A 13,161-nucleotide genomic window follows, 5' to 3' on the forward strand; every position below is an offset into this window, starting at 1 on the left:
CTAGAGCGTCGCAGGCGTCAGTTGCACACGAGGCGCTGCTTGACCATGTGCTTCGTCACGAAGCCATAGCCGCAATTGTCGCACGTCCAGAGGTAGCTGATCATGTGGTCCGACACATATGCAGACGCTTCGGCGGCGACCATGGAGTCGGCGCAGACGGGGCACGTGGGCAACTCGCTACAACGCGGATCGCGCTGGTGTGCGACGGTCGACAACACTTCAGCGACTGCTGACATCGTGGTGACCTCCCTGCTTTGAGACGTAAGTCTAACATAAACAGAATCAGTTGACGAGGTCGCAACACAAATGCGTTGGTTTTCTGATAATTAATGCTCACGCGATTTTGCGATGCAGCGTATTTAACATGTGCCCCATTGCCGCTTGCGTGTCGCCGCCAGCTGTCCGTAACTGCGCAAGGGCCACGATAGAAGCGCGAATTGTTGCCAGAGGGAGTTGATCATGGACGCATCGTCCAACAGGGGTGCGGCGCACCAACCAGGTCGCGGCCGAATTTATGACTCGATCGTCGAGGCTTTTGGCGACACGCCGATCGTTCGGTTGCGACGGCTGCCGGGCATGCACGGCGTGAACGCGACGATTTTGGCAAAACTTGAATATTTCAACCCGGCCGCCAGCGTGAAGGATCGCATCGGCGCCGCCATGATCATCGCGATGGAGAAGGCCGGCATCGTCAAGCCCGACACCGTCCTGATCGAGCCGACCTCCGGCAACACCGGCATCGCGCTGGCCTTCGTCGCGGCGTCACGGGGGTATCGGCTCAAGCTGGTCATGCCGGAATCGATGTCGATCGAGCGGCGGAAGATGCTGGCCTTTCTCGGCGCCGAGCTGGTGCTGACGCCCGCCGCGCAAGGCATGAAGGGCGCGATCGCGACGGCTGAAGAGTTGTTGAAGACGACACCGAATTCGGTGATGCCGCAGCAGTTCAAGAACCTCGCCAATCCCGAGGTGCATCGCCGCACCACGGCAGAGGAGATCTGGAACGACACCGCCGGTACCATCGATTTCTTCGTCGCCGGCGTCGGCACCGGCGGCACCATCACCGGGGTCGGCCAGGTGCTCAAGCCGCGCAAACCCTCGCTGCGCGTGGTCGCGGTCGAGCCTGAGGAGAGCCCGGTGCTCTCCGGCGGCCAGCACACACCGCACAAGATCCAGGGCATTGGCGCCGGCTTCGTCCCCGACATTCTCGACCGCGCCGTGATCGACGAGATCGTGAAGATCAACTCGACGACGGCGATCGAGACCTCGCGCGCGCTGGCGCGGCATGAGGGCATTCCGGGCGGCATCTCGTCTGGCGCGGCGATCGCGGCGGCCCTCGAGATCGGCAAGCGGCCGGAAGCTGCGGGAAAGACCATCCTGGCTATAGTGCCGTCTTTCTCCGAGCGGTATCTTTCGACGGCTCTGTTTGAGGGAATCTAGGACATGGCGGATCAACCACCGAGGCGGCCGCGCACGCTCGGCGATGCCAGGACCGAAGCCGAGGCGGCGTTCAAGAAGGTGACGGCCAAGGTCGCTGCGGCGCCGCCGAAGCAGAACGTGGCGCCAGGCATCAAGGAGCAGGTCACGCTGCGCATCGACCAGGACGTGCTCGAGTTCTTCCAGGGGGGCGGTCCCGGCTGGCAGGATCGCATCAACGATGCGCTGCGCAAGGCGGCGGGGAAGTAGGGGCTCTTTCTGGAGCACACACGGTCCTCATCCTGAGTAAGACCGCGGAGCGGTCGTCTCGAAGGATGACCACTGGAGAGGCAGGGGTCTTCATGGTCTGAGACGGCGCTCTGCGCCTCCTCACCATGACGGGCGGAAAGAGAAAAAGCCCGGCGTAAGCCGGGCTTTTGCGTCTTTGGATCTGGCCTTGCGCCTCAGCGGCGGAACATGCCGCCCATCATGCCGCCGACGACACCGCCGACGAAGGCCGCGCCGGCATCGCCGCCGCCGTTGTGACGGGGGGCCGGGGCGCCCTGGGCCTGTGCGGGGGCACGTCGGGCCGGCTTCGCGCTCTCATCGCTCGCCGTGGCCGGCGCGGCCACGATCTCGGAGAGCAGAGCCTTGTGCTGGAGCTTGTTCAGGTAGCCCGTCGACGGATAGCCGCGGGCGGCCTGCCAGCGCTTCAGCACCGTGCGGGTATCCTCACTGAAGGCGCCGGTGACCTTGGTGTCGAAGCCGAGACCGGTCAGACGGCGCTGCACGTCGCGGCGCTGGCCCTTGTCGAGGCCGATCTGGTCCTCGGTGAGCTGGCTCGCATCGTCGGTGAAGGTGGCGGGGTCGACACCAGCGTTCAGGTTTCGGGTCGTCGTCGACGGGCCGCTCTTGACCGCGGCGAGCCGCGCCAGCGCCAGCGCCTTGAACTGACCGTTCGGGTAGGCGGAGAGGTAGGCGTTGAGCTCTTCCGGCTTGTTGCTCTCCTTGACCGAGCGCCAGTATTCGAGCTCGACACCATCCGAGCTGCTGGTCGCCGCCGGCACGACACCCGCGGCCGTCGGCGCCGCATTGGCAACCTGGGTGGTCGGGGCCTGGTTGAGATAGACCGCGCCGATCAGGTTGGTGTGGCCCCAGGGCAGCTGGCCCTTGTGGGTCTCCTCATTGACCTGGGCGCGCACCGACGTCATCGCCTGCTGGATCTCGACACCGGGCTTGGTGATGTTGTCGATCAGAGCGCGGGTGAACGGGCTGTTGTTGCCCTCCTGGCCGTCGAGCGCGGTCTGGCCGGGTCCGGTGGCGAATGCGATCAGCGTGCCTTCGCCCGACTTCATCTCGGCAAGACCGCTCTGCACGTTGACGCTGCGGGTCGCGGAGTTCGACTTGATCTTGGCGGCGAACGGATTGTCGCGGCAGGCGTCGAGGAAGACGAGCTTGACCTTGGCATCGCCCATGGTCTGCTCGAGCGTCAGGTCGATGTTGATGGCGGCCCCTAACTTGACGTCCATCTCCGACTTGATGTCGGCGTCGACGGGCAGGAGGTAGTTGCTGCCGCCGACGGCGATGCCGTGGCCGGCATAATAGAACACCGCGACGTCGGAGCCCTGCGCCTTGCGGCCGAAGTCCAGCAGCTTCTCCGTCATCTGGTCGCGGGTGAGGTTGGATCCCTCGATCACCTCGAAGCCGACATTGCGCAACGTCGCCGCCATCGCCTTGGCGTCGATCGGCGGGTTCGGCAATTGCGCGACGTTTTTGTAGGTACCATTGCCGACGACGAAAGCCACACGGCGGTCGGCCTTCGCGGCGCTGACCGACAGTGCCATGCACATCAGCGAAGCGAGGAGGGTGAGAGTGCGCATCTGAAATCCCCAACAGAATCGAATTGCAGGCAGCAACAAATTGGCCGCAAACCTACACGAAATCGCCCGGCTCCGTGCAAGCAAAACGACCGCAACCCGTTGCTTGGCGGCCGAGTGTTGCACGATGGAATGCTCCTCCAACGTGATCCAAATCACGCTCGACCACTTGTTTTGTCGCGCGAGGCCGCGCGCGGGTTCACTGCGCGCGTGCAGTAACCGGGCCGGCCGGCTTCAAATTCAGGAGGTTGCCGAACAGGATCAGCGCGGCGCCGAGCACGGTCCAGCCGTCGAGCCGTTCTGAATACAGCAGCCAGCCGGCTGTCGCGGTGAGAGGAACCCGCAGGAAGTCCATCGGAACCACCACCGTCGCGTCGGCATAACGCATCGCGCTGGCAAGGCAATAATGCGCGAACGTGCCGCAGACCGAGATCACCGCCACCCAACCCCAGACATAAGTCGGCGGCCAGGCCCAGACATAAAGCGCCGGCAGGAAGCCCGCGACCGACTGCACCACCAGCATCCAGAACAGGACCGCCAGCGCACTCTCGGTGCGGGTGAGCGATTTGACCAACGCCATGGACACGCCGAAGCCGACCGCCGCGCCGAGCGCGATCAACTGGCCCTGATTGATCTCGCCGGTCGCGGGCCTCACGATGACGATCACGCCGACGAGGCCGAGCACGATCGCAGCGATCTTCCACGATGTCATGCGCTCGGACAGGAAGCTGGCGGCGAGGATCGCGGTCCAGATCGGCATCGTGAACTCGATCGCCACCACCTGGCCGATCGGAATCAGCGTCAGCGCAAAGAACCAGCCGAGCTGCGAGACGTAGTGGATCAGGTTGCGCGCGATGTGCTGCGGCAGGCGACCCGTCCTGAGCGTCCCGAAGCCGCCGGCGCGCCGGATCATCGGATAGAGCATGCAGAGGCCGAGCAGCGAGCGCACTTCCATGACCTGGAAGACGTTCATCACGCGCACAGCCTCGCGCCCCGCGACCGCCATCACCAGTGTCAGCGACAGCCAGCCAGCCATCCACAATGCAGCCATCGATTTGGACGGAGGAGTGGTCATTGGCGCGGAATGCGGAAGGAAAGAGGGGCGTTGGAGGGGAGGCTGGTATCCGCGACATCAATTGGGTTTGCAACGGCCAAAACTGCGGATGCAGCGATGCGCCGGTGCGTGCTAAGGGAAGGTCAACGAGCGAAACGGGAGAAACAGCTCATGCACATCCTGCAGCCGGCCGAGTGGACGAAACCGCGCGGCTTTTCCCATGGCGTTGTGGTCGAAGGACCGGGCCGGTGGGTGGTGCTGGCCGGACAGACCGGCGGCGACGAGACCGGCAATTACGCGACTGACATGGCGGGGCAGGTGACAACCGCGCTGAAGCGGATCATCAAGCTGCTCGCCGAAGCCGGAGCCGGCCCGGAGCATATCGTCCGCCTGACCTGGTACCTGACCAGCCGCAGCGAATACGAGGCCGCCGGCGCCGGTATCGGCGCGGGCTGGAAGGAAACGCTGGGACGCAATTTCCCGCCCTCGACCTTGCTCTATATCGGCGGCCTCGTGGACGAGCGCGCCAAGGTCGAGATCGAGGTCACGGCATTCGTGCCGAACGCATAAAAAAATCGATCCGGCGGGGGCACCGGATCGATTGTCATGTGGCTGTAGCCGCTTAGCGCGACATCGAGATGTTGGCGCCGCGGAACTGGCTGTCCGCGCGCATCGTGACAGTTTGCTTGTTGCCGCTCGTCCTCAGCGCGATGTTGGCATTGAAGCCCGCAGCGGAGGCGACCACCTCGAAGCTCCCACCACCGCCGCGGCCCTGGAGCGAGCCGCTGATGTTCCGGCTGGCTTCAGACCAGCTACCGGTGATGGCGCTGCCCTCGGCCTTGACGTTGGCTCCGAGATTGAACTTGTAGGCGTCGCTGGCGCAGGTCAACGACATCTCCATGGTCGGTCCGATCGGAGCGTATTTGGCCCGGCAGCGAATCCGCTCGGTCGAGCCGTCATCCAGAGTGACGGTTCCCGAGCCGCTCCAGCTGCCCGCCATGGGAGCGAACGGGCCGGACTGAGCCTTGCTCTCGGAGCCGGCAATCCCGGCCACAAACAGAACGGCGACCGCGATCAGCAGCCGCCGGCTTAGGACGCTGGTCCCGAATTTCTTATTGGCGCGATGCTTCCCACCGCCCGCTGCACGGTATGCCTGCAGATGCTCCATTCCACTTCCCCGATCCGGCGTTGCCGCTGAGTTGACCGTTGGCATATGCACCATTGATCGAAACTTTCACAAGACCCCCGCTGCCGATGGTGCCGGAAACGTTAGCGCCGGGAGCGGTGATCTTGCCGTCGGCGACCGTCAGCAAGGAACTCGCGGTCGGCTCGCATGTGCCGCTCTTGGTGACGATGGTGACCTGCCAGTTGCCGTCGTAAGGGGTCTGGGCAAAAGCGGGAGCGGCGAGGGCAACAATTGAGGCGGCACAAAACGCCGCGATGCGGGCAAAACGCATGAATTCCGTCCTTGAATCTGTCTGATATGGTGACGCTTATTCGGGCGAAATGTGACGGAAATTTGTTGCATTGCCAAATCGAAAATTGTTCCTGTGGAAACAATGGTTTATTTGTGTTTCCGGCCGCAATTTTCGAAGCAGAATCAAAGCGCCCTGACGTTAAGGGTAAACGTCAGGACGGAGACTCAGGACAGGGGCTCAGGACAGGCTTGGCGCCGAGGTCGCGAACTGCTCGTCCTGAGCCTTGGACGGCAGCGCCTTGTGGACCTTGGCATAGTCGATCACGTCGGCCAGCAATTTGAGCCCGAGCGGAGCGAGCGCGCGCTCCCATAGCTCCCGCGCAGTCTCGCCCTTCTTGACGAAGCACCATTCCTGGGCGGCGATGGCGCCGGCATCCATGCGGTCGGCGAGGTGATAGATCGTGCCGCCGGCGATCGGATCGCCTTCCTTGATGGTCCATTCCACGGCGGCTTTGCCGCGGTGCCTCGGCAGCAGCGAGGGGTGATAACCGATCCCGCCCAGCTTCGCCGCGGCGAGCGCGTCCTTGCCGATCCGGGCGTGGCTGTGCGCAGTGACGATCAGATCGGTGTCGGGGGCGATCTCGGCCGCCACCACCAGCTTGGGGTTGGCCTGCACCACGACTTCGATGCCCGCCGCCTTGGCGGTCGCGGCAAGTCGATCCTCGGGGTCGGCTACCACGACGCGCACAATCGAGACGCCGTGCTCCCGGAGCATGTTCAGGGTGGTCACGCCGAAATGGCGGGAGCCGACGAGGGTAATGCGCATGGGTATCCGATCCGTCTCGCAACTGCGTCTTCACCCGATAACACGTCGGTACGTCCTGTCACCACCCGGGCGGCGTTTGCGCCGGTTATCAACAATGCGCCGGGCGCCGAGCACAATGAATTCCGCGATTGCGGAGCTGGCCGATCCGGTGCTTCCATGCGCGCATGGCACCGGCTTGGAGCGGGCGGATGCGGAGCGCGTGGTTTTTCCTTGTGGCGACCCTGATCGCGGCAGCTCCCGCCCGTGCCGGCGGGCCGTACCCGGCGGTGCCGCCCGAGACCGGGGTGGCGCCCTTCATCGGCCCGACCTGGGAGGCTCATCGCTGCGCTGACGGGCCGGTGATCAATTTCTATCACGGCGCCTATTACGGCGAGGAGCCGCCGGCGCTCTATCGCGGCTACGCCTACAGGCCGTATTACCGCTACAGTGCCTATCGGAGGCTGCCGCGTAAGTATTTCTGCGTCACTGACTAGCGTTGCCGGGCTGCCACGGTCGGATGGCAATTGAGTGAATGCGCGGTTCCTGTGTCTCGTTTTTAACAGATCGATCCCTGGTTTGCGCTAGAACGTGCACCAACCGGGGCTGGCGACATTTCAATCCGCATCCGTTTTCGAACCCGGGTTTGGCCGCTGGCGTGATCGCCAGCGGCTTTTTCGTGCCCGGCGATCACGAAATCATCCGACGGTAACACGATCTCAACCTGCCTGGCGTATCGACGAATCCGTCGCGGATTAGTATTGCGTACCGCGACACCGAAATCGTCCCGCCGGCGTGGGTGCGCCGTGCGGGCTTTTTCGCCGGGACGGATTTCATGCCGAGCGCGATTGAGCAGATCGTCGACGTCTATGTCCGACTGAAGAACCGGCGCGGCCTCGATCAACTGATGATGCACCGGCAGCGGCTCGCGGTCGACCTGAAGAGCAGGTCAGGCTATGATTTCAGCCTGCCAATCGGCCAGATCGACGAGGAGATCGCGATCATCGAAGCCGGTCTCAGCCGGCTCAAGGCCGGCGATGCCGACGCGAGCGGCGCCGTCGGCTCAATTTGACGCTCAGTCGCGCCGGCCGCCGTCGATGACGGTGAACAACGGCCGCGCCGGGGTCGGCTCGACCAGCAATTCCTCCACCAGCGCGGTCGCCGCATCGACATATTTGCGCGTCGGCTTGTCGAGTTCGCGTTTTGCCTCGTCGTCGAGCGCAATCTTCGCAGCCTCGACCAGCTTGCGCATCCGCACCGCATGGTCGTCGCCCGCCGTCAGCGTCGCGCGGGCCAGCGAGCGCAGCACGAACAGCTCGCCCTCGAGGCGGAGCAGACGGTCGTTGAGCCTGGTGAGGACGGCGTTGAGGTCGGCCATGGCGGGTGTTCGCTGCGGAAGATCCATCCTGATCTAGCGGCGATCGGTGAACGGAATCCAAATGACATCAGCGCAATTGGGGCGATCCGCCGGTCAGGCTCGCGCGCCCGTACGATCCCGCCGAAGCCTACCATCCGACTCCGGCCCAGCGACGGCCGAACACGGGCGGCTTGGTCTTCACCGCTTCCCAGCCGAAGAAATGATGCTTGCCGGACCAGGTGTGCACCACGCCGCTGCAGATGCTGCATTTGAAGCTGCCGGAATGCGCTTCGGCATGCTCTTCCCTCGTCGCGGTGTAGTTCATGCTGCAACCGGTGCAGGTGAATTCTTCGATCGTCCAGATGCTGTTGGCCATTGCACAGACTGTTTTTTGGGGACCTTCATTCACGGTAGGAGCGGGCCTTTGCAACGGCGTAAACCGGCGCAGGGAAATCCGGTTAACGGGCGTTAGCCAAGCCTGCCTCCGCCGCGGACCATGCGGGAGCCGCGCCAAGGCGAGCGCCCGTCAGTCCAATTCGCGCCGCCGGTCGGTCCAAGCGCGCGCCTGATCCGGCCGCTAGATTTCACCTCGGTCGCCTCGGTCGAAAGGCGCATCATTGGGGGTGAAGTCATGGGAAAGAAACTTGTTCTGACGGCTGCGCTGCTGTCGCTCGCAACGCCGGCATTCGCCGCGGATATCATCGCGCCCGTGCCGGTGAAGGCACCAGTGCCGGCGCCGATCTTCAGCTGGACCGGCTTCTACATCGGCGCGCATGGCGGCGGTGCCTGGAGCAAGTGGACCGGCATCGATCCGACCGATCCGGCTGCCGTCTGGAGCTCCGTCACGGCCAGCGGCGGCATCGTCGGCGGCCAGTTCGGCGGCAATTACCAGATCAGCAATTTCGTGGTCGGCCTCGAAGGCACCGGTGCGTGGTCGAGCGTCACGCTGAACACAGGCGGGCCGTTCGGCGGCGGCGCCGGCTTCAACCTGTCGCTCAAGAACGACTACATCGCAACGGTTGCCGGACGCTTCGGCGTCGCCTTCGACCGCGTGCTGCTCTACGCCAAGGGCGGCGCGGCCTTCACCCGCGACAGGTACAGCGCCGATAACGGCCTCGCCGGTGCTCTCGCCGGCTCCGCCTCGGGCAGCTTCAACCGCACCGGCTGGCTCGCCGGAGGCGGCGTCGAATGGATGTTCATACCGAACTGGTCGGTGAAGGCCGAATACAATTACATGGGCTTCGGCACCATCACCGAGCAGCCGGTGACGACGGGCAATCTGGCGGCGACGCCGGCGAACGTGAAGCTGAACATCCAGACCGGAACGGTCGGCGTGAACTACCACTTCTAGCCACGCCGGCGCTGCCGCAAGATTAATCGCCGGTCCGGCTGCTCAGCATGTCCCGGTCGATGCACATCTGCACACGCCTGATGGCGAGCAGCGACAGCCTGCCTTGCACACGCCCGGAGCGAACCCGCGCCCCGACCGCATAGGCATAGCGCCAATAGCCAGGTGCGGCGTTTCGCGTCAGGGAAAAGTGGATGCCGCGGTGAATTCCCGCATGTGCGTCAGGCTCTTTGTGACGGCGCCCCATCGTCTAGCAATGCGGGATGGCCCGATACGTTCCTGGCCGCCGGCTCGGGCGGGCCCTGTCGCCTTGACGCGGGAGGCACGGCTGGCAATAACGCTAGGCCTCGCAAGCGCCGGCGCGTTCATGCCGCAAGGAAAGCTGTGCCCGTGAAAAGTCTCCGCCAGCTCCTGACCGGAGAGGACATCATCCAGCTCGTGATCCGGGTCGGCCTGCTCGGCCTTTTGATCATCTGGACCTTCCTGATCATCCGCCCGTTCGTGCCGATCCTGGCCTGGAGCGGCGTGCTCGCGGTGGCGTTCTACCCCGCTTTCAGCTGGGTCGCCAAAGTCCTCGGCGGCCGGCCCAAGACTGCTGCGGCGATCCTGACCCTGATCACGCTCGGCATCGTCATCGGCCCTGCGACCTGGCTCGGCATCAGCGCGGTGGATGGCGTGCGTGAGCTGGCGCGCCAGCTCGGCACCGGCGACCTCGCGCTCCAGTCGGCGCCGGAGCAGCTCAAATCGTGGCCGCTCGTCGGCCCGTGGCTCTATGACCTCTGGGAGCAGGCCTACAACAACATCCGCGCGGTGCTGCGCGAGGTCGCGCCCTATCTCCAGCCGCTGGCCGGACCACTGCTCTCGCTCGCGGGCGATGCCGGCGTCGGCACCCTCCAGTTCCTGGTCTCGGTGTTCGTCGCCGGCTTCTTGTTTCCGCACGGGCCGCGGCTGGTTGCGGCCGGCCGCGGCTTCCTGTTTCGCATCGTGCCCGAGCAGACCGAGCATTTCCTCGGGCTCGCGGGTGCGACCATCCGCGCCGTGGCGCAGGGCGTGATCGGCGTCGCGATCGTGCAGGCACTGCTCGCCGGCATCGGCTTCAAGCTCGCGGCCGTGCCGAGCGCAGGCCTGCTCGCCTTCATCGTGCTGCTGCTCTCGATCGTGCAGATCGGCGCCTTCCTGGTGCTGCTGCCGGTGATCATCTGGATATGGACCGCCAAGGACGTCACCACGGCGCTGCTGCTCACCGTGTTTCTCGTCCTCGTCGGCTTCCTCGACACCATGTTGAAGCCGCTCGTCATGGGGCGCGGCCTGACGACGCCGACCATCGTGATCTTCGTCGGCGTGATCGGGGGCACGCTCGCCCACGGCATCGTCGGCCTGTTCATCGGGCCGATCATCCTGTCGGTGGCATGGGAGATGATGATGGCCTGGATCAGGACGGAGGACCGGGCCGAGGCGGAGGCGCGGACGGGGGAGGGCTGAGCTGCCCGCGCGGGCTGTGATCAACGCCCCGGCCGAACTTGTCTATTCAGCTAGACAAGTTACGATAGGTTAGATTCTGTTCGAGCCTACGATTGTAATGGCGAAGTCTTCCAAGCTGGTTGCAGCGAAGCGCGGCAAGGTATTGTTGGTCAGACGCCGGTCGGACGGCCTGTGGATGTTCCCGGGCGGCCGCAAGCGTGCGCGCGAGTCCGACAAGGACTGCCTGCGGCGGGAGATCAAGGAAGAGCTGCCCAAGCTGAAGCTCGGCCGCATCAGCCTCTGGAAGGAGGTAACGGCCAGGAACAAGCGCTCCGGCCGCAAGATGAGCGACGCGATCTTCATCGCCAAGGGCGCCAAGGGAAGACTCGCGATCGGTGACAAGAACGAGATCGACCGGGCTGCGTGGCAGAAGCCGCGCGGCATCCGCCTGACGCCGACCTCGCGCTACATCCGCGACCGCCTGTTTCCGAGGAAACCGCGTCGGCGCGGGTGAGCTGGAGCGTTTAGTCTTCGTCTGCGTCCTTTGCCGACGACTCCGTCCGTCCGTCGTATGATCGGGAGGCATTGCTGCGTGATTTGGGCGCGGACGCCATGGTCATTTCGGTCTCGCGCTGCTCCTTGCGAGCCTTGCGCGCGCGCTTCATCGCCGCCTTGACCTGAGGGTTCGGCGAATCCTCCGCGAAGAAGAGCACCACCTCGCAGCTCGGACATTGCCTGGAGTAGCCGTCCTGCAACCGCCCGGCGCGGTCGCGGAATACGGTCTTGCAGCGCTGGCACTGAATCTGGATGAAACTCATGCGCCGCCGAAAATGATAGATGGAAATGGAGCATCAGGTGATCCCAAATGTCTGAAGAAAGCCTGAATGGTTCCGCCAATTCACCATCGGGTTCGCCGCGCCCGATGCGGATGCGCCGGAGCCGCTCGCAAAAGCCGCACGGTGAGGCGTCATCAGGCCGCCGCAACAGGCGACGGGATCAGCCCGTCAGAACCGCCCGATCGGTCGCTATTGCTTGGCCGCTATCGTGTCCAGGCAATGGTTGAGAAAGGCGGTGCGGTCCCTCGGCAGCACCTTCTCGAGATCGGCCTTCAGCGCGCATTCGCGCTGCTTGATCTGCTCGGCGCGCCGCTTCTCGGCCGCCTCGCGGTATTCGGGAGCAACCTTGTTGGGATCGACGAGGGCTTGGGAGCGCGCGGGGGCTGTCACGGCGAGTGCAATGGCGACGACCATAATGAGCTGTTTCAAATGAGCCTCCGTAAAAAGGCTCATGCTAGCGCGAGCGCTGCGAGGGCTCAAACGCTAAGTGCGATGAGGCGACCGATGGCGCAATGCATCCGGGCCGCGTCGCTGTGGGCTTGGCGGAGCTGGAATCGGCGACTTGAAGTTGATCAAGCCAGGCCCGTCACTTCACGGCGTGGTCGATCTTGTGTCCCAGATGCCCGGTGTCGTGATCGCGGCGCAACTGGCTCAACGACGTCTCGTTCAGCTGAAGCAGGACCTCGTTGAGCTCAGTCGCATCCGGATAGCCGGCCGCAAAACCCTTGCCGTAGATCTTGCGCAACGTGCCGACCAGCGTGTTGCCATGCTTCTTGCCGATCGCGCCATCCTTGTCCCGATGGCGACCATCCAGGCCCGATCCCTTCATGTGCCTCTCCCTGTGCGGCGTCTTGAGCGCCTGAAGCGAACGTGCTCCCAAACGAGTTGATTGGCAACGATGCAGCGCGTTGCGTCGCACTCGCATCCCTTGGCCGTGAAACCGCGTCAGATCGAGGTGCGACGGTTGGCGTATCGTGGCTGTGGAAAGATCGGCGCGGGATTGTGAACCAGTTCACACGCGATCTCCGGGGCCGCCGCTATAAAGGCTCCATTGCTTTACCGATTGATATTTGAAAACGCCCCAGCGCTGCCACCAGGCGCTGGGGTTTTCATTTTGATCGCCGCAAAGCCCAGACTTCAACGCCCGGATTTCGCGAAGCGCGATCTGATCGGCGGGTGGTGGCTTCCGAATAGCGGAGGCGGGGCGGCTAGGCTGCTTGCTCCTCGAACGAGGTGTAGACCCGGCCATTTGGATCAACGATCTGAACGTCCCGGCACCCGTCCTCGACAAGCTCTCTTGCCTTCTTGAGGGCGGCCGCGAGTGACAGCCGCTTCAGGCTGACCGCGCCTGCCGTGTCGAAACCGCTGATTTCAAACATGCCGCTCCCTCCTGTTTTGGCGAATCCTACACCTTTTTGGGGCGTTGTCTGCGGCTTTGTCGCGCCTCGAAGCAGGCTGCCCGCATGACCAGTTCCAGCGCATGGACCCCGTAATCGGCCGGGGTGGCTGGAGACGCCGGGCGGCTACGTCGCTAACGTGGAATTAATCCGAAATGTTCACAATTTTAGGCAGTTGTAGGTGGGTGCTGCGTAGAGG

Annotated in this window: 20 protein-coding genes; 8 read left to right on the forward strand and 12 right to left on the reverse strand. The window is 64.2% G+C overall.

The window, feature by feature from the left end:
* Positions 1 to 17 precede the first annotated feature (17 nt).
* Complete coding sequence (locus tag NR187_RS12705) at positions 18 to 236, reverse strand: hypothetical protein (RefSeq protein ID WP_211386363.1); 219 nt, start codon at positions 234 to 236, stop codon at positions 18 to 20.
* A 223-nt stretch (positions 237 to 459) separates the two neighbouring features.
* Between NR187_RS12705 and cysK the strand changes: the two genes are divergently transcribed.
* Both cysK and NR187_RS12715 read left to right on the forward strand, forming a co-directional pair.
* Positions 460 to 1,437, forward strand: a complete 978-nt coding sequence (gene cysK / locus NR187_RS12710) for a cysteine synthase A (RefSeq protein WP_211386364.1) — start codon at positions 460 to 462, stop codon at positions 1,435 to 1,437.
* A gap of 3 nt (positions 1,438 to 1,440) precedes the next feature.
* A complete protein-coding gene (locus NR187_RS12715) occupies positions 1,441 to 1,683 on the forward strand; it encodes a BrnA antitoxin family protein (RefSeq protein WP_256806623.1) in 243 nt (80 codons plus the stop codon).
* Between the two features lie 194 nt (positions 1,684 to 1,877).
* Here the strand turns inward: NR187_RS12715 and NR187_RS12720 are convergent, their stop codons facing one another.
* Both NR187_RS12720 and NR187_RS12725 read right to left on the reverse strand, forming a co-directional pair.
* Complete coding sequence (locus NR187_RS12720) at positions 1,878 to 3,293, reverse strand: caspase family protein (protein WP_211386366.1); 1,416 nt, start codon at positions 3,291 to 3,293, stop codon at positions 1,878 to 1,880.
* A gap of 196 nt (positions 3,294 to 3,489) precedes the next feature.
* Positions 3,490 to 4,365: a DMT family transporter gene (locus NR187_RS12725; protein WP_211386367.1), complete on the reverse strand. Its 876-nt coding sequence runs from the start codon at positions 4,363 to 4,365 to the stop codon at positions 3,490 to 3,492.
* Positions 4,366 to 4,515: 150 nt separating this feature from the next.
* Between NR187_RS12725 and NR187_RS12730 the strand changes: the two genes are divergently transcribed.
* Positions 4,516 to 4,914, forward strand: coding sequence for a RidA family protein (locus NR187_RS12730; protein ID WP_211386368.1), 399 nt, complete (start codon positions 4,516 to 4,518; stop codon positions 4,912 to 4,914).
* Positions 4,915 to 4,966: 52 nt separating this feature from the next.
* Here the strand turns inward: NR187_RS12730 and NR187_RS12735 are convergent, their stop codons facing one another.
* The 3 genes from NR187_RS12735 to NR187_RS12745 form a co-directional block, all read right to left on the reverse strand.
* Positions 4,967 to 5,512 carry a hypothetical protein gene (locus NR187_RS12735; RefSeq protein ID WP_211386369.1) on the reverse strand — a complete coding sequence of 182 codons (546 nt, stop codon included), beginning with the start codon at positions 5,510 to 5,512 and terminating at the stop codon, positions 4,967 to 4,969.
* The gene (locus NR187_RS12740; protein WP_256806624.1) at positions 5,457 to 5,801 is read right to left on the reverse strand and encodes a hypothetical protein; all 345 of its coding nucleotides are present in this window, start codon (positions 5,799 to 5,801) and stop codon (positions 5,457 to 5,459) included. Before NR187_RS12740 ends, NR187_RS12735 begins: the two co-directional genes overlap by 56 nt.
* A gap of 198 nt (positions 5,802 to 5,999) precedes the next feature.
* Complete coding sequence (locus NR187_RS12745) at positions 6,000 to 6,587, reverse strand: formyltransferase family protein (protein WP_211386371.1); 588 nt, start codon at positions 6,585 to 6,587, stop codon at positions 6,000 to 6,002.
* Positions 6,588 to 6,775: 188 nt separating this feature from the next.
* Here NR187_RS12745 and NR187_RS12750 point away from each other — a divergent pair, with 188 nt between their 5' ends.
* On the forward strand, positions 6,776 to 7,060 hold the full coding sequence (locus tag NR187_RS12750) for a hypothetical protein (protein WP_211386372.1): 285 nt from the start codon (positions 6,776 to 6,778) through the stop codon (positions 7,058 to 7,060).
* Positions 7,061 to 7,398: 338 nt separating this feature from the next.
* Positions 7,399 to 7,635 carry a hypothetical protein gene (locus NR187_RS12755; RefSeq protein ID WP_211386373.1) on the forward strand — a complete coding sequence of 79 codons (237 nt, stop codon included), beginning with the start codon at positions 7,399 to 7,401 and terminating at the stop codon, positions 7,633 to 7,635.
* Positions 7,636 to 7,638: 3 nt separating this feature from the next.
* On the opposite strand, the gene NR187_RS12760 is transcribed toward NR187_RS12755, so the two are convergent.
* Together NR187_RS12760 and NR187_RS12765 are read right to left on the reverse strand one after the other, a co-directional pair.
* A complete protein-coding gene (locus NR187_RS12760) occupies positions 7,639 to 7,941 on the reverse strand; it encodes a hypothetical protein (protein ID WP_027534614.1) in 303 nt (100 codons plus the stop codon).
* A 127-nt stretch (positions 7,942 to 8,068) separates the two neighbouring features.
* Positions 8,069 to 8,296 (reverse strand): hypothetical protein, encoded by a 228-nt coding sequence (locus NR187_RS12765; RefSeq protein ID WP_211386374.1) that lies wholly within the window; start codon positions 8,294 to 8,296, stop codon positions 8,069 to 8,071.
* A 255-nt stretch (positions 8,297 to 8,551) separates the two neighbouring features.
* On the opposite strand from NR187_RS12765, the gene NR187_RS12770 reads away from it, so the two are divergent.
* The 3 genes from NR187_RS12770 (at position 8,552) to NR187_RS12780 (ending at position 11,243) form a co-directional block, all read left to right on the forward strand.
* On the forward strand, positions 8,552 to 9,271 hold the full coding sequence (locus tag NR187_RS12770; RefSeq protein WP_256806625.1) for an outer membrane protein: 720 nt from the start codon (positions 8,552 to 8,554) through the stop codon (positions 9,269 to 9,271).
* A 381-nt stretch (positions 9,272 to 9,652) separates the two neighbouring features.
* The gene (locus NR187_RS12775) at positions 9,653 to 10,750 is read left to right on the forward strand and encodes an AI-2E family transporter (RefSeq protein ID WP_211386376.1); all 1,098 of its coding nucleotides are present in this window, start codon (positions 9,653 to 9,655) and stop codon (positions 10,748 to 10,750) included.
* A gap of 97 nt (positions 10,751 to 10,847) precedes the next feature.
* Entirely contained in the window at positions 10,848 to 11,243 is a 396-nt protein-coding gene (locus NR187_RS12780; protein WP_211386377.1) for an NUDIX hydrolase, read from the forward strand.
* A gap of 10 nt (positions 11,244 to 11,253) precedes the next feature.
* Here NR187_RS12780 and NR187_RS12785 read toward each other — a convergent pair whose 3' ends face one another.
* From NR187_RS12785 to NR187_RS12800, 4 genes are all read right to left on the reverse strand, one after another.
* Positions 11,254 to 11,547 (reverse strand): hypothetical protein, encoded by a 294-nt coding sequence (locus tag NR187_RS12785; protein ID WP_211386378.1) that lies wholly within the window; start codon positions 11,545 to 11,547, stop codon positions 11,254 to 11,256.
* Positions 11,548 to 11,754: 207 nt separating this feature from the next.
* Positions 11,755 to 11,979, reverse strand: coding sequence for a hypothetical protein (locus tag NR187_RS12790; RefSeq protein ID WP_372703104.1), 225 nt, complete (start codon positions 11,977 to 11,979; stop codon positions 11,755 to 11,757).
* A 172-nt stretch (positions 11,980 to 12,151) separates the two neighbouring features.
* A complete protein-coding gene (locus tag NR187_RS12795; RefSeq protein WP_211386380.1) occupies positions 12,152 to 12,394 on the reverse strand; it encodes a hypothetical protein in 243 nt (80 codons plus the stop codon).
* 379 nt (positions 12,395 to 12,773) lie between these two features.
* A complete protein-coding gene (locus tag NR187_RS12800) occupies positions 12,774 to 12,944 on the reverse strand; it encodes a hypothetical protein (protein ID WP_211386381.1) in 171 nt (56 codons plus the stop codon).
* Between the last annotated feature and the right edge of the window lie 217 nt (positions 12,945 to 13,161).

This window comes from Bradyrhizobium sp. Bra64, assembly GCF_024519875.1.
GTDB classification, from domain to species: Bacteria; Pseudomonadota; Alphaproteobacteria; order Rhizobiales; family Xanthobacteraceae; genus Bradyrhizobium; species Bradyrhizobium japonicum_G.

Coding starts and splice junctions, on each gene's coding strand:
- NR187_RS12705 (WP_211386363.1), bottom strand. CDS start 236: ATGTCAGCAGTCGCTGAAGTGTTGTCGACCGTCGCACACCAGCGCGAT.
- cysK (WP_211386364.1), top strand. CDS start 460: ATGGACGCATCGTCCAACAGGGGTGCGGCGCACCAACCAGGTCGCGGC.
- NR187_RS12715 (WP_256806623.1), top strand. CDS start 1,441: ATGGCGGATCAACCACCGAGGCGGCCGCGCACGCTCGGCGATGCCAGG.
- NR187_RS12720 (WP_211386366.1), bottom strand. CDS start 3,293: ATGCGCACTCTCACCCTCCTCGCTTCGCTGATGTGCATGGCACTGTCG.
- NR187_RS12725 (WP_211386367.1), bottom strand. CDS start 4,365: ATGACCACTCCTCCGTCCAAATCGATGGCTGCATTGTGGATGGCTGGC.
- NR187_RS12730 (WP_211386368.1), top strand. CDS start 4,516: ATGCACATCCTGCAGCCGGCCGAGTGGACGAAACCGCGCGGCTTTTCC.
- NR187_RS12735 (WP_211386369.1), bottom strand. CDS start 5,512: ATGGAGCATCTGCAGGCATACCGTGCAGCGGGCGGTGGGAAGCATCGC.
- NR187_RS12740 (WP_256806624.1), bottom strand. CDS start 5,801: ATGCGTTTTGCCCGCATCGCGGCGTTTTGTGCCGCCTCAATTGTTGCC.
- NR187_RS12745 (WP_211386371.1), bottom strand. CDS start 6,587: ATGCGCATTACCCTCGTCGGCTCCCGCCATTTCGGCGTGACCACCCTG.
- NR187_RS12750 (WP_211386372.1), top strand. CDS start 6,776: ATGCGGAGCGCGTGGTTTTTCCTTGTGGCGACCCTGATCGCGGCAGCT.
- NR187_RS12755 (WP_211386373.1), top strand. CDS start 7,399: ATGCCGAGCGCGATTGAGCAGATCGTCGACGTCTATGTCCGACTGAAG.
- NR187_RS12760 (WP_027534614.1), bottom strand. CDS start 7,941: ATGGCCGACCTCAACGCCGTCCTCACCAGGCTCAACGACCGTCTGCTC.
- NR187_RS12765 (WP_211386374.1), bottom strand. CDS start 8,296: ATGGCCAACAGCATCTGGACGATCGAAGAATTCACCTGCACCGGTTGC.
- NR187_RS12770 (WP_256806625.1), top strand. CDS start 8,552: ATGGGAAAGAAACTTGTTCTGACGGCTGCGCTGCTGTCGCTCGCAACG.
- NR187_RS12780 (WP_211386377.1), top strand. CDS start 10,848: ATGGCGAAGTCTTCCAAGCTGGTTGCAGCGAAGCGCGGCAAGGTATTG.
- NR187_RS12785 (WP_211386378.1), bottom strand. CDS start 11,547: ATGAGTTTCATCCAGATTCAGTGCCAGCGCTGCAAGACCGTATTCCGC.
- NR187_RS12790 (WP_372703104.1), bottom strand. CDS start 11,979: ATGGTCGTCGCCATTGCACTCGCCGTGACAGCCCCCGCGCGCTCCCAA.
- NR187_RS12795 (WP_211386380.1), bottom strand. CDS start 12,394: ATGAAGGGATCGGGCCTGGATGGTCGCCATCGGGACAAGGATGGCGCG.
- NR187_RS12800 (WP_211386381.1), bottom strand. CDS start 12,944: ATGTTTGAAATCAGCGGTTTCGACACGGCAGGCGCGGTCAGCCTGAAG.